The following is a 23,127-nucleotide window of genomic DNA, read 5'->3' as shown; positions in this document are numbered from 1 at the left end:
AATTGGAACGGGAATCGTAATGCGCAAATTTCTGGTCATTCTGGATGACAGCCGCGAATGCCTGAATGCAATGCGCTTTGCCGCTTTGCGGGCGTCACAAACCGGCGCCAAGGTGCAGATTCTGTCAATCATCACGCCGGACGAATTTCAGGGATGGGCGGGCGTCGCAGACCTGATGCGCGCCGAAGCACGTGAACGCATTGAAGCCCATTTTGAGGTCTTTGCAAAATGGATGCGTGACCGGCAGGGCGTGGACCCCGAACTTGTCATCCGCGAAGGCGAGCCTGTGGACGAAATCCTTGCACAGATCAGCGAAGATCTGGATATCGGCATTCTGGTTCTGGGGGCCGGCACCGAAGGCAATTCACCCGGTCCGCTTGTTACGCAGATGTCACGCAATTCCGGCAGCCTGCCGATCCCCATCACCATCGTCCCCGGCGAAATGTCGCGCGACAGGCTGGAAGCCATCTCCAAGGGATAGGGGCGGCTATCGCAACCCGGCCTGGTCACGCCAGCAAAAACTAACCTTACGCATTGAGCATACGGGCGATTTCATCCTTCAGCGCCATACGCTTGCGGCGCAATTCGGTTTCATGCGCCTCCGAGACAGGCTCAACCGAAGTCTCGGCACGGTGAATCGCACGATTAACCTCGTGATACTGCTCTGACAGGCGGGCGAAATGTGCATCTTCCAGCTTCAGCTTGTGGATCAAGTCAATTGCATTCGGAAATTCCTCGGGCAGTTCATGTGGGGTGTGCGACATAGGCATCTCCTTTCAATATCACGTTCTGCGCCCAGTCTAGCTGTCAGCGCAGACCCGACCTTGATCTGTCACAAGTCAGCCGCGTTTATCGCCCACCATCCGCATCGCCACCGCCTGCATCCGTGTCGGAAATCTCGTCATAACGCATTTCGGTTCGTGCATTCTCATCGCGCGGGTCGCGCGCAGTCTCGGTTGCGGCCTTGGGGGGCGCTTCTCCGCGCAGGGCTTCGGGGTTGCGCAGCCATATATCACGCTGAGCAAAGGGTATCTCGATCCCTTCTGCCTTGAACCGTTCTGCAATCTGGTGGCGCAGCTCAGTACGTACAGCCAGACCGAAGCCCACATCACTCAACACAAGACGCAGCTCAAAATCGAGAGAGTCCGCGCCGAAATCGACAAAATGCACTTGCGGCTCTGGGTCCAGCAGGGCCAGCGGCTCTGCATCGCCAATTTCCTTGAGGATGCGCGCAACCTTGCGCGTATCGGACCCATAGGCCACGCCGACCGGAAGGATGATCCGACCTAGCGAGTTGTAACGCGTCCAGTTCGTGACTGTCCCCGAAATCAGGTCAGCATTCGGGACAATCACATCAGTTCGGTCAAAAGTCTCGATCACGGTCGATCGCACAGAGATTGAACGCACTGTCCCCATCGTGCCGCCAACCTCGATCCAGTCGCCCTCTGCCACGGGTCGTTCTATCAGCAGGATCAGCCCCGAAATAAAATTGGAAACAATATTTTGCAGGCCAAAGCCGATGCCCACCGACAGCGCACCCGCGACAATCGCAAGCCCCGACAGGTCAATGCCAGCCGTCGAAATGGCAACCAGCGCGGCAAGAAAAATCCCGACATAACCGGTGCCAGAAATTATTGCCTTCTGGCCGCCCTTGTCGATTTTGGTCTTGGGCAACACACCGCTGCCAAGCGCACCCTGCACCATCCGCGTCGCAAGATAACCAATTGAGAAGACAATCAGGAAACTCAGAATATTTGTGGGCGATATACGCGTATCGCCTATCCGGAAGCCTTCGCGCAGAACTTGCCAGATTTCCAGCAATTCGGTCGGACGAACGCCCCAGATAATCGCAAATAGCGGCAAGGCCAGAACGACAATAGCAAAACCGATCAATGCCGGAATCAGCGCTGCCGGATCATCTGGCCCCCTATGGGTCACAAGGTCAAAGATATCATCTACCAACTGCGTCAGAAACAGCAGCAAGGTGATCAGGCCCAGCGACACAATAGACGGGTACAAAAGCGCTTGCGCCGCCTGGACATAACCAACTGCGGCAATTAGCGGCGCGCCGATGCCGATGATCATCGCCAGCTTTCCAAGCACCCCGACAATGCGATCGAAGAATCGTGTCTCGGTGCTGTCTGCCGCGACAAGCTGAAAATGCCGCGACAGCAATGCGCCAAGCCGGAACAGCACCACACCCGCCAGAACCATAAGCGGAAAAGCGATCACAGCATTGGCCGCGTCTGATTGACGTGCAGGATCGAACAATGTGCTGATGATGACATTCAGCCCAAGGAACAACCCCGCAAGATTGGCCATGAAGCGGCCTTCGCGTCGGCGCGGCGCTGGCAGTTGCAGTGGCGCGCGTCGGGATTCATGGACCGGAAACAACTGCCGCCCCGCCCAGCGGGCCGTGAAATACCCGATCCCCGCCTGCACCAGGGCTGTTCCAAGTGCAGCGCCGATCTCGCCTGTAAGCGACGTCAGCACCAAAGCCGAACTCAGCGCAGCGACCGCTGCAACGGGCACGATGATCTGCGTCAGCGACATGATCTGCGCCAGAAGGCGCTTGCTCTTGCGGTCGCCCCCCTCGTCCAGCAACCGCCCAACAAGACGTTCAATCCAAGCGCGCCCACGCAGCAACACAAACCCTGCTGCCAGAAGCAAGAAACCGACGACTGGCAGGTTTGACCGGAATTCGCGCAGATGTGCCGGATCTTCCAACGCGCCCAGAACCTGAGTGCCAAAAGTGAACACGGTGCCCCAAACGGAATCGACCGCAGCCACCCAGTTGACCGGGTTCAACGGCGATGGCCATAGCGTCAGAAGCGCCTCTGCCTGCCGTTCCCGTGCAATAAGGTCAATCTGGCGGATCAACCCATCCGCACGGCGAAATGCCTCTTGTGCGGCGATTCCCGGTGCCTGTAGTTGCGTCAGTTGTTCGCTCAGTTCCGCGCGGCGGGCTGCCAGCTCTTCAGCCTCGCTTGCCCCATCTTCTGGCGGCGGGCCAAGCGCAGAAATCTGTTCGCGCAAGGTTGCAATCCGGGTCGCATTCGCATCTTGCGCCGACAGAAACCGGCCCCTGAACACAACAAGGTCTGCGCGCAACTCTGCCAACACCTCATCAGAGGTGAATTGCAGGTCAATCAAACGTTCCGCGCGTTCTGCAAAAACGCGCCATTCATCGTAATTGGGCGCGACCACCTGATGGCTGGTTTGTGCCACCGCCACAGCGGGCAGAAACACAGGTGCAGACAATGCCAGCATACATGCAAGCATGACCGATTGCAGATGTCGAAACAGTTTCAAGGGATCACCCCTCAAAGACATCAGGTAACTTGCGAGGTCTTTTTTCCATCCATGCAGGCACTGGCAGGCCCTTGCTATGCAGGAATTCGGGATTGAACAGCTTGGACTGATACCGCGTGCCATAGTCGCACAGAATCGTCACAATCACATGCCCCGGCCCCATATCGCGCGCCATGCGAATGGCACCTGCAACATTCACCCCCGAAGACCCGCCAAGGCAAAGCCCCTCTTCGGCAAGCAGATCAAACACAATCGGCAGCGCTTCATCATCCGGGATGCGCGCGCAGAAATCCGGGGTGAACCCTTCCAGATTGGCTGTGATACGCCCCTGCCCGATCCCTTCGGTGATGGAGTCACCCTCTGACTTGAATTCGCCTGTCGTGTAAAAACTGTAAAGCGCGGCACCCATCGGGTCTGCCAAACCCATACGCACACCTTTGGGCTGCAATGCTTCGGCCACACCGGCAAGTGTCCCGCCTGAGCCGACAGCACAGATGAACCCATCCACCTTGCCTTCGGTCTGTGCCCAGATTTCCGGCCCCGTCATCTCGAAATGCGCGCGCCGGTTTGCAACATTGTCAAACTGATTGGCCCAGATCGCGCCATTTGGCTCAGACTCCGCCAAAGCGGCTGCAAGCCTGCCCGAATAGCGGACATAGTTATTGGGGTTGCGATAGGGCGCGGCGGGCACCTCGACCAGTTCCGCACCCGCAAGGCGCAGCATGTCCTTCTTTTCCTGACTCTGCGTTTCCGGAATGACGATAACCGTCCGAAACCCAAGCGAGGCCCCGACAAGTGCAAGCCCGATTCCAGTATTACCCGCGGTGCCTTCGACAATCGTGCCGCCGGGGCGCAATGCGCCCCGCTCTACCGCGTCGCGGATGATATATAGTGCAGCACGATCCTTGACTGACTGGCCGGGGTTCAGGAACTCTGCCTTGCCCAATATCTCGCATCCCGTAGCATCACTGGCCTTGTTCAGCCGGATAAGGGGCGTATTGCCGATAGCGTCCGAGAGATTTGCGTGGCGTTTCATCTGATACTCCGGTTTGACTGGGCGCGAGACTTAGCGACTGTGTCCGAAATTACAATCACATCGTCACGCGGCCCGGCCATCAAGCCAAGAAGGTGTCAGATCGTCTGATACCTTTTTGCCGTCCTTGAATACAACCACAATCCGAAAGCCATCAGCGTTTGACTGCCAAGGAACAAGATCAGATTAATCCCTGCAAGGGTCTGATTCCCTTCAAGAAAGCTTAAAACACCCCAAGCAAGGGCGACACATGTTGCCAGCAATGTGAAGGACAGGATCAGAACCGAGGCCCGATCCCCAAGCAACAGCAGGAACGCCCCCAGAAGGCCCAGCCAGATCGTAGCAGTCAAGGCAATGCCCGCCCATTGCGGCATCCCCTCGAACACCCCGGACAGGCCAAGTGGTTCTGGCAAGGAAAAGCTCGCCTCCAGCGCGGAATAACGCGCAAAGACATATTCAATTGCGTGGACCGCGAACCATAACGTTCCGATCACCCCAAAGACTGTAACAAGAAAACTGCGGCGCGACGTTGCGGGCATAACATACTCCCTCTTTGGGATCAGATTGCCCTGACCCGCGCGCAGTGTCCAGCCCTACAAAGCATAAACGCCGCCTTCGCTCAGGGCAGCGCGCGGCGATATAAATGCCAGGTTGCATGGCCAAGAACAGGCAGGACCACGAACAGCCCCAGAAAGAAAGGAAGCATCCCAAGAAACAGCAATACCGCGATCAGGCCCGCCCAGACCATCATCGCCCCGAAATTCTTAGTCACAACCCCGAAAGAGGTGATCATCGCAGTAATAAAATCGACTTCGCGATCCAGCAACAAAGGCAAGGATACAACGGTCAATGCAAACAAGACCGCCGCCATTACCCCTCCGATTGTGCCACCAACCAGCAACATCATCAGGCCCGGCCCTGACAATAGCATGTCTGTGGTCGAACTGGTGATGGGTTGCAGGCCAAAGAACAGCGCAAAAATCGTATGGGCAACGAAGACCCAGAACATGAAGGCCAGCATGATGACCATCGCCATTGAAGGGACTTGGCGGTCCTTTTGTGCAAACACGCACCCCGTCACAGCGGCCCAGCCAAGCGGCTCTCCCTGTTCAAGGCGGCGACTAACCTCATAAAGCCCGGTTGCGGCAAAAGGCGCAAGCAACGGAAACCCCACAGCAATCGGGATGAACCACCAGCTTTGACCTGAGGCAAGGAAGATCGCATACATGATCAGGCCGCCCAATACATATACCAAAGAAAAGGCGATACCGAATAGCGGTGCACGCATGAAATCACGAAACCCCGCCTGCAAGACGTCGCGCAAATCATTGATGCCGATATGTTCAGGGGCCGGAATCTCTGACGGTGGCAAATGGGCCTGTTGGGTCATGTTGTCGTTCATCCGATCCTCCGCTGTGCATGAACGAAGGATAGGGCTGCGACAATATGTCCTGCAAGAAAATTCTTCAGTTTGCTTGGGGGCGGGCCGGTTCAGCTTTCGGCATTTGCCTCTGCGCGGGATTTGCCCGACACATCCATTGCCAATGTCGCCGCCATAAAGCCATCAAGCGCACCATCCAGAACGCCTTGACTGTCTGACGTCTCGTGCCCCGTGCGCAGATCCTTCACCATCTGGTAGGGATGCAGCACATAAGAGCGGATCTGATTGCCCCAGCCCGCATCGCCCTTGGCGTCATGCGCGGCCTCGATCGCTTCGGTGCGCTTGCGCAATTCCAGTTCATACAGGCGCGATTTCAAGGCGTTCATCGCAATTTCGCGGTTCTGGTGCTGCGATTTCTGGCTGGAGGTCACGACAATGCCTGTCGGAACATGGGTGATACGCACCGCCGAGTCGGTGGTATTCACATGCTGCCCACCTGCCCCAGAGGAACGGTAGGTGTCTATGCGAATATCCGAGGGGTTGATGTCAATCTCGATATTGTCGTCCACGACAGGGTAAACCCAGACCGAGCTGAAAGAAGTATGACGCCGCGCAGACCCGTCAAAGGGCGAAATGCGCACAAGTCGATGGACGCCCGATTCAGATTTCAGCCAACCATAGGCATTATGCCCACTGATCTTGTAGGCGACAGAGCGAATGCCCGCTTCTTCGCCCGCGCTCTCGCTCATCATCTCGACTGTATAGCCTTTTTTCTCGGCCCAGCGGACATACATCCGCGCCAGCATCGAGGCCCAGTCGCAACTTTCGGTGCCGCCGGCACCTGCGTTGATCTCGAGGAAGGTATCGTTCGAATCCGCCTCGCCGTTCAAAAGCGCCTCAAGCTCTTTCTCAGCCGCCACTTTGCCCAGTTTGGCAAGCTCGGCCTCCGCTTCGGCCACGACTTCGGAATCTCCCTCAGCCTCGCCCAGTTCGATCAGACCGATCTGGTCTTCCAGTTCCTGCGAAATGGAACGGTGCGTCTCCAGCGCATCCGCCAGCATCCGCCGATCCCGCATCAATGCCTGCGCGCGCGCGGAATCATTCCACAAATCAGGGTCTTCGGTCATCGCGTCGAATTCTTCCAGCCTGTGCGGTGCTGTCTCGATATCCATCCGCTGCCCCAGCAGAAGCAGGGATTTGCGGATCGCATCAATCGTGCTGAGCGTCTCGGAGCGCATAGGTCTTCACCATATCATCTGGATTTTTCAACGCAGTGCATAGCGCGGCCCGCCGACAGGGGCAAGCGCCCGCACCTTCAGAACGGGGTTAACCAGCATTGCCAGTTCAATACAAACCACCGGTGGAAACAGAACCAAGGCTGGCCGGACCACTGGGTGCCGTCCCGCGCCCTTCATCGTCGCGCTGCAATGCCTCATAGCTTTCGCCCGGGGCAAACACAGGCAGGTCCGAACCCAGAGAAAACCCGCCATCAATCACAGCCGCAAGGCCAAAGATCGGCTCTACACCTTCGCGGAAGAACTCTGAGATGACATTGGGGCCAGTTGCATCATCTGCAAGCCGCGCGCCGCTATTGCGGTCGATTTTCAGGAAATAGCCCCCTTCGGGCACCCGGAAACGCCCGCCGCCATATTTCTTGATCGCTTCCAGCATGAATTCATTGAACACAGGCCCGCACATCGTGCCGCCTCCAGCGCCCCGCCCAAGCGGACGTGGCTGGTCATAGCCAATATAGCATCCTGCAACGATATTTGACGTATATCCGACAAACCAGACATCGCGCGCTTCATTGGTTGTGCCGGTCTTGCCAGCGGCGGGAACTGGCAGGTTCACAGTGCGCGCTGCCGTCCCGCGCTGGACCACACCTTCCATCATGGAGGTCAACTGATAGGCCGTAACGGCATCCATCACCCGCGCACGGCGCGATGCGATCCAGGGGCTGCGCCCCTCTGGCAAGGCGCGCTCTTCGCAATCCACGCAATTGCGCTGGTCATGACGATAGACAGTTTCGCCCCAGCGGTCCTGCACCCGGTCAACAAGCGTCGGCTCTACCCGTTCGCCCCCATTGGCGAACATGGCATAGGCCGCCACCATGCGAAACAACGTTGTTTCCTGCGACCCAAGCGATGCGGCAAGGAATTGCTGCGCACGATCATACACCCCGAAACGCTCGGCATAACCACCGACGACATCCATACCGATTTCCTGCGCAAGCCGCACAGTCATCAGGTTGCGCGACAATTCGATCCCACGGCGCACAGGGGTTGGGCCATAGAACTGGTTGGTGGCATTCGTGGGCCGCCATATTCCCTGAGGTGTCTCCAATTCGATCGGCGCATCCACGATGATCGTCGCCGGGGTAAAGCCGGAATCCAGCGCAGCGGCATAGATAAACGGTTTATAGGCAGAACCGGGCTGCCGTTGCGCCTGGGTCGCGCGGTTAAACACCGAGGCCTGATAGGAAAAGCCCCCCTGCATGGCGATCACACGCCCCGTATTGACGTCCATCGCCATAAACCCGCCCTGAACTTCGGGAATTTGACGCAAAGACCAGCGCACATGACTGCCATCGCTGTCAGAGGTGACGCGCCGGACATAAACCACATCGCCAACATCAAGATTGTCCGACAACGACCCGCGCGCCCATGAAATATCGGCGCGTTCCACAACATGCGGGGCGTGATAATCATCTGCAACGGCTTCAATCCCAAGACGAGCCTCTTCCGCGCTGACCTCCAGCACAACGGCCGGATACCAGCGGTTGCCCAAGGTCACATCGCGTGCAAGCTCCATCCCGGCCAGCGCATTGCGCCACGCGTCTTCGCTGTCCAGCAGGTCCGGCGCAATGGTTTCGCCCGTAGTGCGCAAACGCCCCAGCCCGCGGTCATATTGTTCCAGCGCACGTTGCAGGGCATGGGCCGCATGCACCTGCATTTCCGGGTCGATGGTCGCGCGGATGGACAGGCCCCCGGCAAAGAATTCGTCTTCGCCAAAGCTGCTGGACAACTGGCGGCGCACTTCATCGGTGAAATAATCGCGCGGCGGCATGCTGGACCGGGCCGCTGCAATGTCGCCCGACTGTACTGTCAGCAGGGGTGACGCGCGCGCTGCATCATGTTCGGCTTGGGAAATGAAGCCATTGCGCAACATCTCACCCAGCACATAATTGCGACGTGCGACAACGCGGTCATGGTTGCGCACCGGGTGATAGCTGGATGGTGCTTGCGGCAGGGCTGCCAGAAAGGCGGCCTCTTGCAGATCAAGCTCGTCCAGCGTCTTGTTGAAATAGGTTTGCGCAGCCGCAGTCACACCATAAGAATTCTGACCAAGGAAAATCTCGTTCAGGTACAGTTCCAGAATCTGATCCTTGGTCAGCGTGCCTTCGACGCGGCTGGCAAGGATCAATTCCTTGATCTTGCGCTCACCCGTCCGGTCGCCAGACAGAAGAAAGTTCTTCATCACCTGCTGCGTGATGGTGGACGCACCGCGAACATTCTCGCCCCGAGAGGCGACAGCTTCATAAGCAGCAACGGCTATCGCGCGTGCGTCAAATCCGGTATGAACATAGAAATTCCGATCTTCGGCAGCGATGAAAGCATCCCTGACCTCTTCCGGAATATCGTCAATCGGCGTGAACAATCGCCGCTCCAGCGCGAATTCATCAATCAGGCGCCCCTCACCAGAATAGATGCGGCTGATAGAGGGCGGCGCATAATTGGCTAGCTGTTCATGACTTGGCAAATCCTGCCCATAATACCAGAACACCCCCGCAACTGCGAGCGCGCCGACAAACAACGCCGTTATGGCGAAGCTGACCAAGCCGCCAAAAAAAGAAAGAATCGCTCGGAGCACCGGATACCTCGTATGGACAGATAGCGTTCTTATAGGCTCTTCTTTGACCAAGGTCAAAAACACGCCCCTGTCAAAACTCCGTGACGCAAAGGCAGTTTCAACGCCTGAGCAACTGTTGCATCGCCGTGTCACGTTCCTGCCAGAGTTCCAGCGCATCCGCCAAAGCCTCGGCCATGCGCAAGGTCCAGTCAGGATCGCGCAAATTCTGCAAATCGCGCGGGCTGGACATGAAACCAAGCTCGATCAGCGCCGAGGGCATATCGACCGCGCGCAAAACTGTGAACGCGCCCGACTGAATTGGCCGTCGGTGCAGCCGCAGCCCCGCATCCCCAAGCCCTTCGACCAGCGCATCGGCCAGTCCGCGCGCCCGTGGCGCGGTGTCTTGCCACGCGACCGACATCAGCACGCGCGCGATCTCATCCGTGTTGCCAGTCAGGTCAACACCGGCCAGCATATCGGCGCGGTCATGGCGCTCGGCCAGATACGCGGCGGATTCATCGCTGGCCTCGTCCCCCAGCAAGTAGATGACAGTGCCCGTGGCCAGCCCTTCGGGCAAGGCATCGGCATGAAGCGACAGGAACAGATCCGCCTGCGCGGCGCGCGCGGCCCTGATCCGGCCATCAAGGGACACAAATTCGTCCGCATCGCGTGTCATGGCCACATCAAAACGACCGCGACGCAGCAAGACCTCGCGCAATTGACGTGCAAAACTCAGGACAATATCGGCCTCACGAATTCCGTCCCGTTCGGCGCCGGGGTCGATGCCACCATGACCGGGGTCCAGCATTACAATGGGTTTGCGCGGCGCGGGCGCAGGCGCGGGCGCAGGCGCGGCCTCCGGGTGCAGATAGGCTGCACCACTCAGGCGCGCAAAGCGTTGCTCATCCTGCGCATTGCGCTCGAATTCTTCCAAGGCGACCCGCTTCATTCGCAAGGAAATGATGGCTTGCCCACTGTCAGGGTCAACGCGCTGTTCCGAACTTGTCAGCAAAAACGGCGCGCCAAGATCCAGCACCAGACGCGACCAGCCGTCCGGCAACTGACCCCGCCGTGCTGCGCGCACATGACTGCGCGGCGCACCCGCACCCGGCTCCACATCCGCCCAGTCGAGTGTATTGAAATCAATCACCAGTCGCGGCGGGGCAGAGAATGTGCGCACCCTATACGGGACTGGCTGGCTTAACGATATATCCAGCGCGAGCGTATCGCGACCGCCCACCAAGACGGTCCCAGCTTCAAGGACACGCGCCTGCGCCCCCATATTGGCCTGCGCAAACGCAGATGGCGCGCAGAGCAAAAGCACCAGTAGGCCGCATATCACGCCGACCATATTTCGCCACCCTGCCCCGATGCGCAATTCGACCTCTTTTCCTGACTGCCCTCTTCCCCCAATACACCCGACATGGCGGACAGAAAACCTGTGATGAACCGATTGCGCCTTGCAAACGCGTTCACTTTCGCGAAATCGGCCTTCAACTGGGCCGAAAGGGTTGATTCCCAGCCCCGCACAAGCTTTATAAGGCGCAACAGATTTCGGCATGCGATCAAACAGCCATCGCCGCGATTCAAGACATACAGGAGCTTTCAAATGACATTGCCGCTGACCGACACTGCACTGATAGGGACATGCCTTGCCGCCTCTGCTCTTGGGCTGATTGTTCTGACATCATCGGGCGGCAACGGTCAGACTGTGGCAGATGCAAATCAGGTACAATCAGCACAGCTTGAAGCAGAGGCTGCCCAACAAGAAGATGTCCTTGAACAGCTGGGCGCCAGTGCAGTGCCCGGCACTGTAAGTGTTGATGCCGAATTCGGCGAACAGGTCCGCAGCTATCTGCTGCAAAATCCCGAAGTGATCTTTGAAGCAGTCGCCGCCTTTGAACAACGCAATGCAGAAGCGCAAGCCGACATGGACCGCGCGATCCTCGAAGCCAATGCAGACGCGCTGTTCAATGACACGCATTCCTGGGTTGGTGGCAACCCGGAGGGCGACATTACATTGGTCGAGTTTCTGGATTATCGCTGCGGCTTTTGCAAACGCGCCCATGATGAAGTGCTGGAACTGCTGGAAGCAGATTCCGGTATCCGCCTGATCATCAAGGAATTTCCGATCCTTGGGCCAGAATCAGAACTGTCATCACGCTTTGCCATCGCCAGCCTGCGACTGGGTGGCGATGACATCTATGAACAGGTCAATGACACGCTTATCCGCCATGATGGCCCGGTGACCCCGGACTATCTGGATGACCTTGCGGGTGATCTGGGCCTCGATTTCGAAGCCGTTGTTGCCGAAATGGAAAGCGAAGAGGTCGGCAATATTCTGGCCGAGAACCGCGCCCTTGCACAAAGATTGCAGATCAGCGGGACACCGACATTCGTCATGGAAACTGAAATGATCCGTGGTTTTGTCGAAGCCGATGTTCTGATCGAAACAGCAGATTTCCTGCGAAACTAAAACGCTCTGTGACCAGACAGAAAGAGCGCCCTTCTGCATCGCAGACGGGCGTTTTCTATTTCGGCACATCGTCAATCCGGTCACAATCCGCCCGCCGCTGGTCAGCTTGACAAGGCACTCTTGCCTGCAGGGACGGCCGATCAAACCAATGGCAACTGGTGTGCTTTATGCTTGACCTCGTCGCGCATTGTCGAGAGTTTGCGGCAAAACCCAGAGCAGGACAGTTCACGCATGACCGGCCACACGCCCCCTTTTGCCGCATTTGAATGGATGATTGCCTTGCGTTACCTTCGCGCGCGCCGGGCCGAAGGTGGCGTCAGCGCCATGACAATCATCTCATTCCTCGGGATCATGCTGGCTGTGTTTGCACTGATCGCCACCCTGTCGGTGCGTTCGGGGTTCCGGGCCGAATTTGTCGATACGATCCTTGGTGCGAATGCGCATGTGACCATCTACTCTTCGGTCCATGTTGACGATTCAGGCCGCACCAGCCGTGTTATCGAAGATTATGAAGATATGGCCGAACGCCTTGCCGCCGTACGCGGTGTCACGCGGGTGGCCCCGCTTATTCGCGGTCAAGTCATGGCCTCTGCACATGGGCGCAACACCGGGGTCGAAGTTTTTGGAATATCAAAGGAAAACTTGCTGACCATCCCCCGCATTGCTGACCCGGAACAAGCCTTGGGCGATATCTCGCGCTTTGGCGAAGGGGTCGCGATTGGCTCTGGCGTGGCGCGGGAACTCAATATCTCGCTGGGCGATTCCATCCGTGTCATTTCACCGGATGGCGCGCGCACGGCCTTTGGCACAAGCCCGCGCATATCCGCTTATGAGGTGGTCTATATCTTTACCGCCGGGCGCTATGACATTGACCGAACACGGTTATATATGCCCTTTGAAGAAGCGCAGACCTATTTCAACCGCGACGGGGTCGCCGATGAAATGGAGGTGATGGTCACCAATCCCGACCAGATCGACAGTATGCGCAGCGACCTGCTACGCGCGGGCGGAGAGCGCGCGATGTTATGGACATGGCGCGACAGCGCAGGCGCCTTCCTGCGTGCGCTGGATGTCGAAGACAATGTCATGTTCGTGATCCTGTCAATTCTTGTCCTGATCGCGGCGATGAATATCATTTCCGGGCTGATCATGCTGGTCAAGAACAAGGGCCGCGATATTGGCATCTTGCGCACAATGGGGCTAAGCGAAGGTTCGGTCTTGCGGGTGTTTTTCATCTGCGGTGCCAGCGTGGGGGTCTTGGGCACAATCGCCGGTGTCATTCTGGGCTGCCTGTTCGCGCTGTATATCGACCAGATCTTCAGCCTTGTGAATTACCTGTCAGGTGGCGGGGTCTGGGACCCGTCCATCCGTGGCATATACAACCTGCCGGCAGAGTTGCGATTGGTCGATGTGCTCAAAGCTGTCGGGCTATCCCTGTCGCTGTCTTTCATCGTGACAATCTTTCCTGCGCGCCGCGCCGCACGCATGAACCCGGTGGAGGCATTGCGCTATGAATGATCAAGCCCTGACCCTGAATTCGATCTCCAAGACCTATAACGCAGGCAAACCGAACGAGGTGAAAGTCCTGCACGAAGCCTCGTTGCAAATCGACCGGGGCGAGATTGTGGCGCTGGTCGCCCCCTCGGGTGCAGGCAAGTCTACCTTGCTGCATATTGCGGGCCTGCTTGACACGCCAGACACCGGCGCTGTGCATATTGACGGGGCCGATATGACACGGCTGGGCGACCGTGCCCGCACGGCAGCGCGGCGCGGTCAGGTTGGGTTTGTCTATCAGTTCCACCATTTGCTGCCCGAATTTTCTGCGCTGGAAAACGTGGTTTTACCGCAGCTTGCCAATGCCGTGCCGCAGGCAAGGGCCGAAAACCGCGCGCGTGACTTGCTGGAACGCGTGGGCATCGCCGCACGCTCTGACCACCGCCCTGCCGCGCTTTCGGGGGGCGAGCAGCAGCGCGTTGCCTTCTGTCGGGCGCTGGCCAATGAACCCAGCCTTCTTCTGGCCGATGAACCGACCGGAAATCTGGACCCCGCCACGTCGGATCAGGTATTTGCCGCGCTGATGTCACTGGTGCGCGACACAGGGCTGTCGGCCCTGATTGCAACACATAACATGGACCTTGCCCGCCGCATGGATCGCGTGGTGCACTTGCAGGACGGACAGATCACCTGATCCTTGGCGCGGCATATGTTGCAAGGCTATACCCCTTGCTACCCCTGCAAATGCCGCAAGCCTTGCGTCACATCCGTGCGCAGCGCCAGTCGCAACGCGGCATCATCACCTGCGCGCAAGGCCTCCAAGATCAGGCGATGATGCGGCGGGGCTGTTGTGCGCCGCAATCGGGTATAAAGGGCGCGCATGGTGGGGCCAAGTTGCAGCCAGACCGTTTCCAGCAAACCCAGCATCGCAGGGCTTTGCGCGCGCAAATACAGCGTGCGATGAAATTCCAGATTGGTGCGAATATACTCCACCGGGTCTTGCCGATGGATCGCGCGGGCATTTGCCTCGTTGATGGATTCCATCCGGTCAATCAAGGCCAGATGCGCACGCCGTAACGCGCGGCTGCCCAATTCAGGTTCCAGCAGCGCCCGGATTTGCGCAAGTTCCTCAATCCGGTCATTGCTCAACTCCGGCGTTGTGACCCGCCCCGATGCCGACAATGACAAGGCCCCTTCTGCCGTAAGCCTGCGCAACGCTTCGCGCGCGGGGGTCATGCTGACGCCATAGGCTTTGCCAATACCGCGCAAGGTCAGCGCCTGCCCCGGCGGCAGTTCCCCATGCATTACCTGTTGGCGCAGCCCCCGATACACACGGTCATGTGCGGCCTGCGCCGGTTGTTCCGACAATATGCTGGGGCGGTTGGTCAAATCACGCATCGCAAATTCAGGCCTCAAATTTCCACAAGCGTCAATCGGGCAGCTTGCCCAAGCCACAGCCTAAGACCAAAGTCCATGCGACCAAAGCCTTCTTTTCCGGCACAGGCCAATGCCCTACCTTATGCACAACGATAAAGGAAAGGTCACGCCATGCATATGTCTGATGAACGCCAGATCGCGGCCCCGCCAGAAACCGTCTGGACCGCGCTGTTTGACCCAGAAGTGTTGCGGGCCTGTGTGCCCGGCTGTCAGGAACTTAGCGGGTCAGCGGCAGAAGGGTATGAAGCTGTTGTCGTGCAAAAGGTCGGTCCCGTCAAAGCGACATTCAAAGGCGTCGTGACAATGAAGGACGTGGTCGAGGGCGAAAGCTGCACCCTGTCGGGTGAAGGCAAGGGCGGTGCCGCAGGCTTTGCCAAAGGTGACGCCCATGTCCGGCTGTCGCCCGGCGAAGATGGCGGCACATTGCTAAGCTATGAGGTGGACGCCAAGGTCGGCGGCAAGCTGGCGCAGCTTGGCAGTCGCATTGTTGACGGGTTTGCACGCCGTATGGCCGCCGAATTTTTCACCCGTTTCCAAGCCGAAATCGAGGGCCCACCCGCAACAGAAGAGGCAGACCCCGACACCACATTGCCAGCGGACTCCGAAGCGTCAGAAGCCCCAGCCAAAAAGAAAGGCTGGGTGAAACGCGTTCTGGGCTGAATGCTTGCATCAGCCCCCCGGCTTCGGTAAAGTTTTTTTACCAATTTCAGGGGGAGCCCGTATGCCCGTCATTACCAATATCGAGGATCTGCGCAAAATCTACGAGCGACGCACCCCGCGCATGTTTTATGATTACGCGGAATCGGGCAGCTGGACAGAACAGACCTTTCGTGAAAACACCTCGGATTTCGCACAAATCCGGCTAAAGCAGCGCGTTGCGGTGGACATGTCTGGCCGCACGACCAAATCGCAGATGATCGGGCAGGATGTGGCGATGCCGGTCGCCCTAGCCCCGGTCGGGCTGACAGGGATGCAATCTGCCGATGGCGAGATCAAGGCCGCCCGCGCAGCAGAAAAATTCGGCGTCCCCTATACCTTGTCAACAATGTCGATCTGTTCGATCGAGGATGTGGCCGCACATACGAAAACCCCGTTCTGGTTTCAGGTCTATACGCTAAAGGACGACGATTTCATGCGCCGCCTGTTCGAGCGCGCGCATGAGGCCAAGTGCTCGGCCATCGTCATCACGGTCGATCTTCAGGTTCTGGGCCAGCGCCACAAGGACCTCAAGAACGGCCTGTCTGCCCCGCCCAAGCTCACTGCGAAATCCATCGCCAATATGATGACCAAAATCCCTTGGGGGCTGGAGATGCTGGGCACCAAGCGCCGCTTCTTCGGAAATATCGTCGGCCATGCGAAAGGCGTTAGCGACCCCTCATCCCTCTCCACCTGGACCGCCGAGGCATTCGATCCGGCGCTGAACTGGGACCGAATCGCACAGTTCAAGGAATGGTGGGGCGGCAAGGTTATCGTAAAGGGAATAATGGAGCCCGAAGATGCGCGCCGCGCGGCAGATGTCGGCGCGGATGCGATTGTCGTGTCCAATCACGGTGGCCGCCAGCTGGATGGCGCGGTCAGTTCCATCCGTATGCTGCCCTCGATTGTCGAGGCTGTGGGCAAGGATGTCGAAATCCATCTCGATAGCGGCATCCGCTCGGGTCAGGATGTGCTCAAGGCGCTGGCGCTAGGGGCCAAGGCAACCTATATCGGGCGCGCCTATACCTATGGGCTGGGCGCGATGGGCGAGGCTGGCGTGACCAAGGCGTTGGAAGTGATCCACAAGGAGCTTGATGTCACAATGGCCCTGTGTGGCGAAACGGATGTGAAAAACCTTGGCGCACAAAACCTGTATGTCCCTCAGGGCTTTGGCGATCCATCCGTGCCTTTGTAATTCATACGCTGCGGCCCCGGCACTGCCATAGTGCAGTCGCTGGGGCGCATTTTCGCCGCCAATCCCCAAGCAATTACATCGCACTCAGCGAAACACGTTGCAAACATTGGAAAATGGCGCACCCAAGAGGATTCGAACCTCTGACCTCTGCCTTCGGAGGGCAGCGCTCTATCCAGCTGAGCTATGGGTGCTTCTGATGCGTCTATAGAACGACATATGCCGTGATGCAATCGCCCTTTTCAGGCAAATAGCTCGTGGCACAATTCCAGCGCTTCGACCAGTGCATCGACATCCTCGCGGGTGTTGTACATGGCAAAAGACGCGCGGCAGGTGGCGGTTACTCTCAGATGATCCATCAGCGGCGCCGCGCAATGCTGGCCGGCACGCACCGCGATGCCTTTCTTGTCCAGCACAGTCGAGATGTCATGCGCATGGGCCGCCCCTTCGAGTGTGAAACTGAAGATTGCACCCTTGCCGGGGGCCGTGCCCTGAATAGTCAGCCAGTTCAGCCCCGCCAGCCGTTGCTGCGCGTAATCGCGCAAATCAGTTTCATGCGCGGCGATGGCTTCCATGCCCTGCGCCATCATGTACTCGATCGCAACGCCCAAGCCGATCTGCTGGACAATTCCGGGGGTGCCTGCCTCAAACTTATGGGGGGGGTCGTTATAGATGACAGTATCGCGCGTCACTTCGCGGATCATGTCGCCGCCGCCCAGAAATGGGCGCATCTCTGCCTGACGTGCGCGGCTGATATAGATCGCACCCGAGGCAGAAGGACCATACAGCTTGTGCCCGGTGACCGCGTAGAAATCGCAGCCGATCGCCTGCATATCGACGGGCATATGCACCGCTGCCTGCGACCCATCAACCAGAACTGGCACGCCCTTTTCACGCGCAGCCGAACTTATCGCGGCAACATCGACCACAGTGCCCAGCACATTCGACATATGTGTGATCGCCACAAGTTTGGTGCGCGGGCCGATCGCATCAATCACCGCTTGCGGGTCAAGTGAACCGTCGGGCGCACAATCGACCCAACGCAGCACAACGCCCTGCCTCTCGCGCAGAAAATGCCACGGCACGATATTGGCATGGTGCTCCATGATCGACAGCACGATTTCATCGCCCGCCTCGAACCGCGGCATGGCCCAGCCATAGGCAACCAGATTGATCCCCTCTGTGGTGCCTGTCGTGAAGATGATCTCATCCTCATGCGCTGCATTCAGAAAGCGCTGCAATGTGCCGCGAACAGCCTCATATTTATCTGTCGCCAGATTGGACAGGTAGTGCAACCCACGATGGACGTTGGAATATTCTTCCGCATAAGCGCGCGTCACCGCGTCAATGACCGCGCGCGGCTTCTGGGCAGAAGCCCCGCTATCCAGATAGACCAATGGCTTGCCATTGACCTTGCGCTCCAGAATCGGAAAATCCGCGCGCACCCGCCCGATATCGAGCATATTACACCCCTCCTGGCGCAAGCCCCATCATGCCCAGCAAGATAGCCAGAACGATGGCCATGCCGAAAAACGAGAAAATGATGCCGACAAAGACTTTGATCGGCGACACAAATCCATGTAGCGCCATGATGAAATTTGTCAGCATCCACATGAAGAACACCAGTGCGACAATTGTGATCAGCCCGAATATACCCGGCAAGATCAGCAGGCTTACAATCTGGATCAGTTGGAACACCAGCATCACGAATTGCAGCCACGCCACCAGCATCAGCGTATCGGGAAACGTGCCACTGCCCCCTAGCGCGCGCCCGATTCCCTGAACCGCAACCACCATCCCCAGCAAGATCGAGGTCTGGAACATGGCCATGAACAGCATACTGCCCTGAAACCCTTCCTCGCCCATCAGAAGAACCGAGATCTGGCCAATAATAACCGACAGAACAACGACAATGACAAAGCCCAACCAGCGCGCATCATCGGGGATATTCATATCCAGCAGACGCCCTGCCGCTTCACGCGGGCGCGTCATCGTTAGGCGCACAAGCGCGCTGACATTGGCGGCATTCAAATTCATGCGTTAAGTCCCTTTTGGCCAGCCCTCAGGAAGCTTCTCCATGACGCGGGCGCGCCACTTCCACAAGCCCCGCCGCAAGTATGTAAAGAAAGACCGCCGTCACCACAAACCCGAAAGCGGTCACGGCCGGGGTCGGCCCGACAATGGCCGAAAGCCCCCCCTGCGCCAGCATCAGCGGTGTCACACTCAGCAAGGACCAGAACAGCGCCAACCTGACATGAATCCCCTGCACTGGCCCTATCAGAACACGCATCACAAGCTGCAACAGACCGGCGACCGCGTATAACAGCAAAGGCAGCATGAACATGATGCCAAACATGGCACCGCCCATGCGCTGCTCGAATGTGATCGAGGGGTCAAGCGTCGCGGCCCGCGACAAGCCCGGCCATTGCGCGACAAAGATCAGCCCGCAAGAGGCAAGCGCAAATACCAAAATTTGCGGCTCGCGGATACCTTGGGTAATCATGCCCCGAATCGTTGCCCGAGGGGCGCGATAGGTGCGCACCATATTGCTCGTAACCGACATTGCATACGCCCCTGTCTGACTGCGTGGTCCGCCCGACCTTACCGGACGGGCGTTGATTTAACGCGATTTACAACCGCCATCAACCACGCCGTTCAAACCACGCTTCCAATCTGGCACGAAGGTCCTCGGCATAAGCGGGGTCTGCAATCTCGTCCAGCGCCTCGGCCAGAAAGGCCAGAACCAGAAGCGTTTTCGCCGTATCCTCCGGGACACCGCGCGCGCGCAGATAGAAAAGCTGGTTGCTGTCAATCTCGCCCGAGGTGGACCCGTGCGAACATTTCACATCGTCCGCATAGATTTCAAGCTCCGGCTTGGCCAGGAACTGTGCATCTTCGTCCAGCAACAGCGATTGACTGATCTGATAGCCATCGGTCAGTTGCGCGATCTGGTCCACCAGAATCTTGCCCTGAAACACACCAACGGCACCGTGACGCAACACTTTCTTGAACACCTGACGGCTTTCGCAACGCGGCGCGCCATGTGTGATAAACACCGTATCATCATGGTGAAAGGCGCCATCACCCACAGTTGCACCGGCCACATGCGCAGACCCCTCGCCCCCATCCAGCCAGATCACGGAATCATTGCGGATCAGCGCGCCATTCGCGGTCAGAGTGAAGGACTTGAGATGCGACCCTGCCCCCAAACGCGCAAAGAAATGGGCAGAACCTGCGCGTTCATGGTCGCGGCCCTGCGCACGAATGTGATGCAGCGTCCCACCATCGGCAATGTCAACTTCCATCACCTGATTGAACCGCGTGGCAAAGGGGCCATTCTCCAGAATCGTCGCCTCCGCACCGGACTCGACACGGATCACATGGTGAACCATCGCGTCAGATGTTTCGGACTTGCGCTGGTAGATCAACGAGATCGGTTTTGCTGGCTTGCCCGTAACACGGATCAGCACGCCTTCGGTCGCATAGGCCGTGTTCAGGCTGGCAAGCGGGCGTTCAACAGGCGATTGTCCGCGCGCTTCCAATGCCCCGTAAATATCACGCGCCCAGTGCAGGTCTGTCATGGCCGCCTGTGAAAGCTGGCAAATCTCAACCCCATCCAACGCCATTGGATCGGATGCGTCGGCGTCAAACACACCATCGACAAATACCAGCTTGACCCGGTCAAACGCGTCGAATGCAGGCGCTTCGCCTTGCGTGTCATGCAACGCACCCGCTACGACATCGGCAGACGTCAGGCGTCGCGGGTCAGTATAACGCCAGTATTCATCGCGTTTGGTCGGCAAACCCATGTCGCGCACGCGCTGTTCCGCGTCACTGCGCGCACGCGTGATCCATGCGCCGCCTTGCGGCAACGCGCGCCCGTCCAACAGGGCATTCGCAGCCTCAACTTTCTGGGCTTTCAGTTTCGCACGCGGCATCATGCCTGCGCCTCCGCCATCAGGTCGGCATAACCATTCTCTTCAACTTCAAGTGCAAGCTCTGGCCCGCCCGTCTTGATGATCCGCCCCTCAGACATGATATGCACGACATCAGGTTGAATATGGTTCAGAAGCCTTTGATAATGCGTGATAACCAGAAATGACCGCCCCGCATCGCGCAGCGCGTTCACACCGTCAGACACCAGCTTCATCGCATCCACGTCAAGGCCGGAATCCGTCTCATCAAGAATGCACATTTTTGGTTCCAGCATTGCCATTTGCAGGATTTCATTGCGCTTCTTCTCGCCGCCTGAGAAGCCCACATTCACGGGGCGTTTCAGCATCTCCGCGTCAATCTGCAACTCTTTGGCCTTCGCGCGCACGACTTTCAGAAATTCCCCGGCAGAAAGCTCTTCCTCGCCACGCGCCTTGCGCTGGGCGTTCACGGCGGTACGCAGGAAGGTCATGTTGCCCACACCGGGAATCTCGACCGGGTATTGAAAGGCCAGAAACAGGCCTGCGGCTGCGCGCTCTTCGGGTTCCATCTCCAGCAGGTCAACACCTTCCAGCGTGGCGCTGCCCTCGGTCACTTCATACCCGTCGCGGCCTGACAGGACATAGGACAACGTCGATTTACCCGACCCGTTCGGGCCCATGATCGCATGAACCTCGCCCGGCTTGATGGTCAGCGACAGACCCTTAAGGATCTTCACTCCAGAATCTTCTTCAAGTTCGGCGTGCAGGTTGTTGATTTCCAGCATATTCTTTTCCTCGTTTCATTCCTTGGGGCGTGTCAGCCCACCGAGCCCTCAAGCGAAATTGCGACAAGCGCTTGCGCTTCCATTGCGAATTCCATTGGCAATTCCTGCAACACTTCCTTGCAGAACCCGTTAACCACCAGCGCCACTGCCTCTTCCTCATCCATGCCGCGTTGACGGCAGTAGAACAGTTGGTCGTCATCGACCTTGGAGGTGGTGGCCTCATGTTCCACACGGCTCGATGCGTTGCGTACCTCGATGTAAGGCACAGTATGCGCGCCGCATTTATCGCCGATCAGCAGGCTGTCGCATTGCGTGTAATTGCGTGAATCCTTGGCCTTCGGGTGCATTGAGACAAGCCCGCGATAGGTGTTTTGCGCGTGCCCTGCCGAAATCCCCTTGGACACGATGCGCGAGCGTGAATTCTTGCCCAGATGCACCATTTTCGTGCCCGTATCGGCCTGCTGCCAGTTATTGGCGATGGCGATTGAGTAAAATTCGCCCTGCGTGTCATCGCCGCGCAGAATGCAGGAGGGGTATTTCCAAGTAATCGCGCTGCCGGTTTCGACCTGCGTCCACATCACTTTTGCGCGGTCCTCGCGGCAATCGGCGCGTTTGGTGACGAAATTGTAAATCCCGCCTTTGCCGTTTTCATCGCCCGGAAACCAGTTCTGCACGGTCGAGTACTTCACCTCTGCATCTTCCAGCACGACAATCTCGACCACCGCCGCATGTAGCTGGTTTGTGTCACGCTTGGGTGCCGTGCAGCCTTCCAAATAGCTGACATGGCTGCCTTTTTCCGCCACAATCAGCGTGCGCTCGAACTGGCCCGTATTCTCTGCATTGATGCGGAAATAGGTGGACAATTCCATCGGGCATTTCACGCCCGCAGGAATGTAGACGAAACTACCGTCTGAAAACACAGCCGAATTCAGCGCCGCAAAGTAATTGTCATTCTGTGGCACAACAGAGCCGAGATATCTCTTCACCAACTCCGGGTGGTCCTGCACAGCTTCCGAGATGGAACAGAAGATCACGCCAGCCTCTGCCAGTTCTTTCTTGAAGGTCGTGCCAACAGATACAGAATCGAACACGGCATCAACAGCGACCTTGCGGCCCTCTTCCGCACCTTCAACACCGGCCAGAAGCATTTGTTCTTTCAGCGGAATTCCAAGTTTCGCATAGGTTTCCAGCAGCTTGGGATCAACTTCATCAAGCGATTTCGGCTTTTCGACCATCGACTTGGGCTTGGCGTAATAATACTGTTCCTGATAGTCGATCTCGGGGATGTTCAGCATCGCCCAATCAGGGCTTTCCATCGTCAACCAACGCCGATAGGCGTCCAGCCGCCATTCCAGCAGCCATTCAGGTTCATTATTCTTTTCCGAGATCAGGCGCACGATATCTTCGTTCAGGCCCTTGGGCGCGAAATCCATTTCGATTTCTGTTTCCCAGCCGTGCTTATAGGTGCCCGCCATCGACTGCACTGTTTCGACAGTCTCGCGGTCCACACCTTCGCGCATTTGCGTCTCGTCCAGTACAGCCATGTGCTTTCCTTTTT

Annotated in this window: 21 protein-coding genes and 1 tRNA gene; 6 read left to right on the top strand and 16 right to left on the bottom strand. The window is 57.9% G+C overall.

The window, feature by feature from the left end; all coding sequences use genetic code 11:
- Window positions 1–19 precede the first annotated feature (19 nt).
- Window positions 20–481: a universal stress protein gene (locus EV660_RS05365; protein WP_071480724.1), complete on the top strand. Its 462-nt coding sequence runs from the start codon at window positions 20–22 to the stop codon at window positions 479–481.
- Window positions 482–527: 46 nt separating this feature from the next.
- Here the strand turns inward: EV660_RS05365 and EV660_RS05360 are convergent, their stop codons facing one another.
- The 8 genes from EV660_RS05360 to EV660_RS05325 form a co-directional block, all read right to left on the bottom strand.
- Window positions 528–764 (bottom strand): HP1242/YdcH family protein, encoded by a 237-nt coding sequence (locus EV660_RS05360; protein ID WP_071480723.1) that lies wholly within the window; start codon window positions 762–764, stop codon window positions 528–530.
- A gap of 85 nt (window positions 765–849) precedes the next feature.
- Window positions 850–3,312 (bottom strand): DUF3772 domain-containing protein, encoded by a 2,463-nt coding sequence (locus tag EV660_RS05355; protein ID WP_168800298.1) that lies wholly within the window; start codon window positions 3,310–3,312, stop codon window positions 850–852.
- 4 nt (window positions 3,313–3,316) lie between these two features.
- Window positions 3,317–4,348 carry a cysteine synthase A gene (locus EV660_RS05350; RefSeq protein WP_071480722.1) on the bottom strand — a complete coding sequence of 344 codons (1,032 nt, stop codon included), beginning with the start codon at window positions 4,346–4,348 and terminating at the stop codon, window positions 3,317–3,319.
- A 95-nt stretch (window positions 4,349–4,443) separates the two neighbouring features.
- Entirely contained in the window at window positions 4,444–4,884 is a 441-nt protein-coding gene (locus EV660_RS05345) for a hypothetical protein (protein ID WP_071480721.1), read from the bottom strand.
- Between the two features lie 80 nt (window positions 4,885–4,964).
- Window positions 4,965–5,747, bottom strand: a complete 783-nt coding sequence (locus tag EV660_RS05340; RefSeq protein ID WP_232727272.1) for a DUF2189 domain-containing protein — start codon at window positions 5,745–5,747, stop codon at window positions 4,965–4,967.
- An 89-nt stretch (window positions 5,748–5,836) separates the two neighbouring features.
- Window positions 5,837–6,964: a peptide chain release factor 2 gene (prfB, locus tag EV660_RS05335; RefSeq protein ID WP_071480720.1), complete on the bottom strand. Its 1,128-nt coding sequence runs from the start codon at window positions 6,962–6,964 to the stop codon at window positions 5,837–5,839.
- A gap of 106 nt (window positions 6,965–7,070) precedes the next feature.
- Window positions 7,071–9,596, bottom strand: coding sequence for a penicillin-binding protein 1A (locus EV660_RS05330; protein WP_071480719.1), 2,526 nt, complete (start codon window positions 9,594–9,596; stop codon window positions 7,071–7,073).
- A gap of 97 nt (window positions 9,597–9,693) precedes the next feature.
- Window positions 9,694–10,926 (bottom strand): N-acetylmuramoyl-L-alanine amidase, encoded by a 1,233-nt coding sequence (locus tag EV660_RS05325; RefSeq protein WP_071480718.1) that lies wholly within the window; start codon window positions 10,924–10,926, stop codon window positions 9,694–9,696.
- Between the two features lie 258 nt (window positions 10,927–11,184).
- Between EV660_RS05325 and EV660_RS05320 the strand changes: the two genes are divergently transcribed.
- The 3 genes from EV660_RS05320 to EV660_RS05310 all read left to right on the top strand — a co-directional run bounded on the left by EV660_RS05320 (window position 11,185) and on the right by EV660_RS05310 (window position 14,239).
- Window positions 11,185–12,051, top strand: a complete 867-nt coding sequence (locus EV660_RS05320) for a DsbA family protein (RefSeq protein WP_084634885.1) — start codon at window positions 11,185–11,187, stop codon at window positions 12,049–12,051.
- A 231-nt stretch (window positions 12,052–12,282) separates the two neighbouring features.
- Entirely contained in the window at window positions 12,283–13,569 is a 1,287-nt protein-coding gene (locus EV660_RS05315; RefSeq protein ID WP_071480716.1) for a lipoprotein-releasing ABC transporter permease subunit, read from the top strand.
- Window positions 13,562–14,239, top strand: coding sequence for an ABC transporter ATP-binding protein (locus EV660_RS05310; RefSeq protein WP_071480715.1), 678 nt, complete (start codon window positions 13,562–13,564; stop codon window positions 14,237–14,239). The genes EV660_RS05315 and EV660_RS05310 overlap by 8 nt, the downstream gene beginning before the upstream one ends.
- A gap of 38 nt (window positions 14,240–14,277) precedes the next feature.
- Here EV660_RS05310 and EV660_RS05305 read toward each other — a convergent pair whose 3' ends face one another.
- Window positions 14,278–14,943, bottom strand: coding sequence for a GntR family transcriptional regulator (locus tag EV660_RS05305; protein ID WP_071480714.1), 666 nt, complete (start codon window positions 14,941–14,943; stop codon window positions 14,278–14,280).
- Between the two features lie 150 nt (window positions 14,944–15,093).
- Between EV660_RS05305 and EV660_RS05300 the strand changes: the two genes are divergently transcribed.
- Both EV660_RS05300 and EV660_RS05295 read left to right on the top strand, forming a co-directional pair.
- Window positions 15,094–15,642 (top strand): SRPBCC family protein, encoded by a 549-nt coding sequence (locus EV660_RS05300; protein WP_071480713.1) that lies wholly within the window; start codon window positions 15,094–15,096, stop codon window positions 15,640–15,642.
- Window positions 15,643–15,703: 61 nt separating this feature from the next.
- The gene (locus EV660_RS05295; RefSeq protein ID WP_071480712.1) at window positions 15,704–16,873 is read left to right on the top strand and encodes an alpha-hydroxy acid oxidase; all 1,170 of its coding nucleotides are present in this window, start codon (window positions 15,704–15,706) and stop codon (window positions 16,871–16,873) included.
- A 114-nt stretch (window positions 16,874–16,987) separates the two neighbouring features.
- Here the strand turns inward: EV660_RS05295 and EV660_RS05290 are convergent.
- The 7 genes from EV660_RS05290 to sufB form a co-directional block, all read right to left on the bottom strand.
- A tRNA-Arg gene (locus EV660_RS05290) sits at window positions 16,988–17,064 on the bottom strand.
- A gap of 48 nt (window positions 17,065–17,112) precedes the next feature.
- Window positions 17,113–18,333 (bottom strand): cysteine desulfurase, encoded by a 1,221-nt coding sequence (locus tag EV660_RS05285; protein ID WP_071480711.1) that lies wholly within the window; start codon window positions 18,331–18,333, stop codon window positions 17,113–17,115.
- Window position 18,334: 1 nt separating this feature from the next.
- The gene (locus EV660_RS05280) at window positions 18,335–18,907 is read right to left on the bottom strand and encodes a Yip1 family protein (protein ID WP_071480710.1); all 573 of its coding nucleotides are present in this window, start codon (window positions 18,905–18,907) and stop codon (window positions 18,335–18,337) included.
- 25 nt (window positions 18,908–18,932) lie between these two features.
- Window positions 18,933–19,433 (bottom strand): hypothetical protein, encoded by a 501-nt coding sequence (locus EV660_RS05275; RefSeq protein ID WP_071480709.1) that lies wholly within the window; start codon window positions 19,431–19,433, stop codon window positions 18,933–18,935.
- Between the two features lie 79 nt (window positions 19,434–19,512).
- The gene (locus tag EV660_RS05270) at window positions 19,513–20,808 is read right to left on the bottom strand and encodes a SufB/SufD family protein (protein WP_071482103.1); all 1,296 of its coding nucleotides are present in this window, start codon (window positions 20,806–20,808) and stop codon (window positions 19,513–19,515) included.
- Window positions 20,808–21,569, bottom strand: a complete 762-nt coding sequence (gene sufC / locus EV660_RS05265; RefSeq protein ID WP_071480708.1) for a Fe-S cluster assembly ATPase SufC — start codon at window positions 21,567–21,569, stop codon at window positions 20,808–20,810. The genes EV660_RS05270 and sufC overlap by 1 nt, the downstream gene beginning before the upstream one ends.
- Before the next feature lie 32 nt (window positions 21,570–21,601).
- Window positions 21,602–23,113: a Fe-S cluster assembly protein SufB gene (gene sufB / locus EV660_RS05260; RefSeq protein WP_071482102.1), complete on the bottom strand. Its 1,512-nt coding sequence runs from the start codon at window positions 23,111–23,113 to the stop codon at window positions 21,602–21,604.
- Between the last annotated feature and the right edge of the window lie 14 nt (window positions 23,114–23,127).

It is taken from the genome of Roseinatronobacter bogoriensis DSM 18756 (genome assembly GCF_004366635.1).
Taxonomy (GTDB): Bacteria; Pseudomonadota; Alphaproteobacteria; order Rhodobacterales; family Rhodobacteraceae; genus Roseinatronobacter; species Roseinatronobacter bogoriensis.
The sequence above is the reverse complement of the archived record's forward strand: the minus strand, read 5'-3'. Positions and strand labels throughout refer to the sequence as shown.

What these genes read in the sequence shown, in the direction of transcription:
- EV660_RS05365 (WP_071480724.1), top strand. Translation starts at nt 20, where the DNA reads ATGCGCAAATTTCTGGTCATTCTGGATGACAGCCGCGAATGCCTGAAT.
- EV660_RS05360 (WP_071480723.1), bottom strand. Translation starts at nt 764, where the DNA reads ATGTCGCACACCCCACATGAACTGCCCGAGGAATTTCCGAATGCAATT.
- EV660_RS05350 (WP_071480722.1), bottom strand. Translation starts at nt 4,348, where the DNA reads ATGAAACGCCACGCAAATCTCTCGGACGCTATCGGCAATACGCCCCTT.
- EV660_RS05345 (WP_071480721.1), bottom strand. Translation starts at nt 4,884, where the DNA reads ATGCCCGCAACGTCGCGCCGCAGTTTTCTTGTTACAGTCTTTGGGGTG.
- EV660_RS05340 (WP_232727272.1), bottom strand. Translation starts at nt 5,747, where the DNA reads ATGAACGACAACATGACCCAACAGGCCCATTTGCCACCGTCAGAGATT.
- prfB (WP_071480720.1), bottom strand. Translation starts at nt 6,964, where the DNA reads ATGCGCTCCGAGACGCTCAGCACGATTGATGCGATCCGCAAATCCCTG.
- EV660_RS05325 (WP_071480718.1), bottom strand. Translation starts at nt 10,926, where the DNA reads ATGGTCGGCGTGATATGCGGCCTACTGGTGCTTTTGCTCTGCGCGCCA.
- EV660_RS05320 (WP_084634885.1), top strand. Translation starts at nt 11,185, where the DNA reads ATGACATTGCCGCTGACCGACACTGCACTGATAGGGACATGCCTTGCC.
- EV660_RS05315 (WP_071480716.1), top strand. Translation starts at nt 12,283, where the DNA reads ATGACCGGCCACACGCCCCCTTTTGCCGCATTTGAATGGATGATTGCC.
- EV660_RS05310 (WP_071480715.1), top strand. Translation starts at nt 13,562, where the DNA reads ATGAATGATCAAGCCCTGACCCTGAATTCGATCTCCAAGACCTATAAC.
- EV660_RS05305 (WP_071480714.1), bottom strand. Translation starts at nt 14,943, where the DNA reads ATGCGTGATTTGACCAACCGCCCCAGCATATTGTCGGAACAACCGGCG.
- EV660_RS05300 (WP_071480713.1), top strand. Translation starts at nt 15,094, where the DNA reads ATGCATATGTCTGATGAACGCCAGATCGCGGCCCCGCCAGAAACCGTC.
- EV660_RS05295 (WP_071480712.1), top strand. Translation starts at nt 15,704, where the DNA reads ATGCCCGTCATTACCAATATCGAGGATCTGCGCAAAATCTACGAGCGA.
- EV660_RS05285 (WP_071480711.1), bottom strand. Translation starts at nt 18,333, where the DNA reads ATGCTCGATATCGGGCGGGTGCGCGCGGATTTTCCGATTCTGGAGCGC.
- EV660_RS05280 (WP_071480710.1), bottom strand. Translation starts at nt 18,907, where the DNA reads ATGAATTTGAATGCCGCCAATGTCAGCGCGCTTGTGCGCCTAACGATG.
- EV660_RS05275 (WP_071480709.1), bottom strand. Translation starts at nt 19,433, where the DNA reads ATGTCGGTTACGAGCAATATGGTGCGCACCTATCGCGCCCCTCGGGCA.
- EV660_RS05270 (WP_071482103.1), bottom strand. Translation starts at nt 20,808, where the DNA reads ATGCCGCGTGCGAAACTGAAAGCCCAGAAAGTTGAGGCTGCGAATGCC.
- sufC (WP_071480708.1), bottom strand. Translation starts at nt 21,569, where the DNA reads ATGCTGGAAATCAACAACCTGCACGCCGAACTTGAAGAAGATTCTGGA.
- sufB (WP_071482102.1), bottom strand. Translation starts at nt 23,113, where the DNA reads ATGGCTGTACTGGACGAGACGCAAATGCGCGAAGGTGTGGACCGCGAG.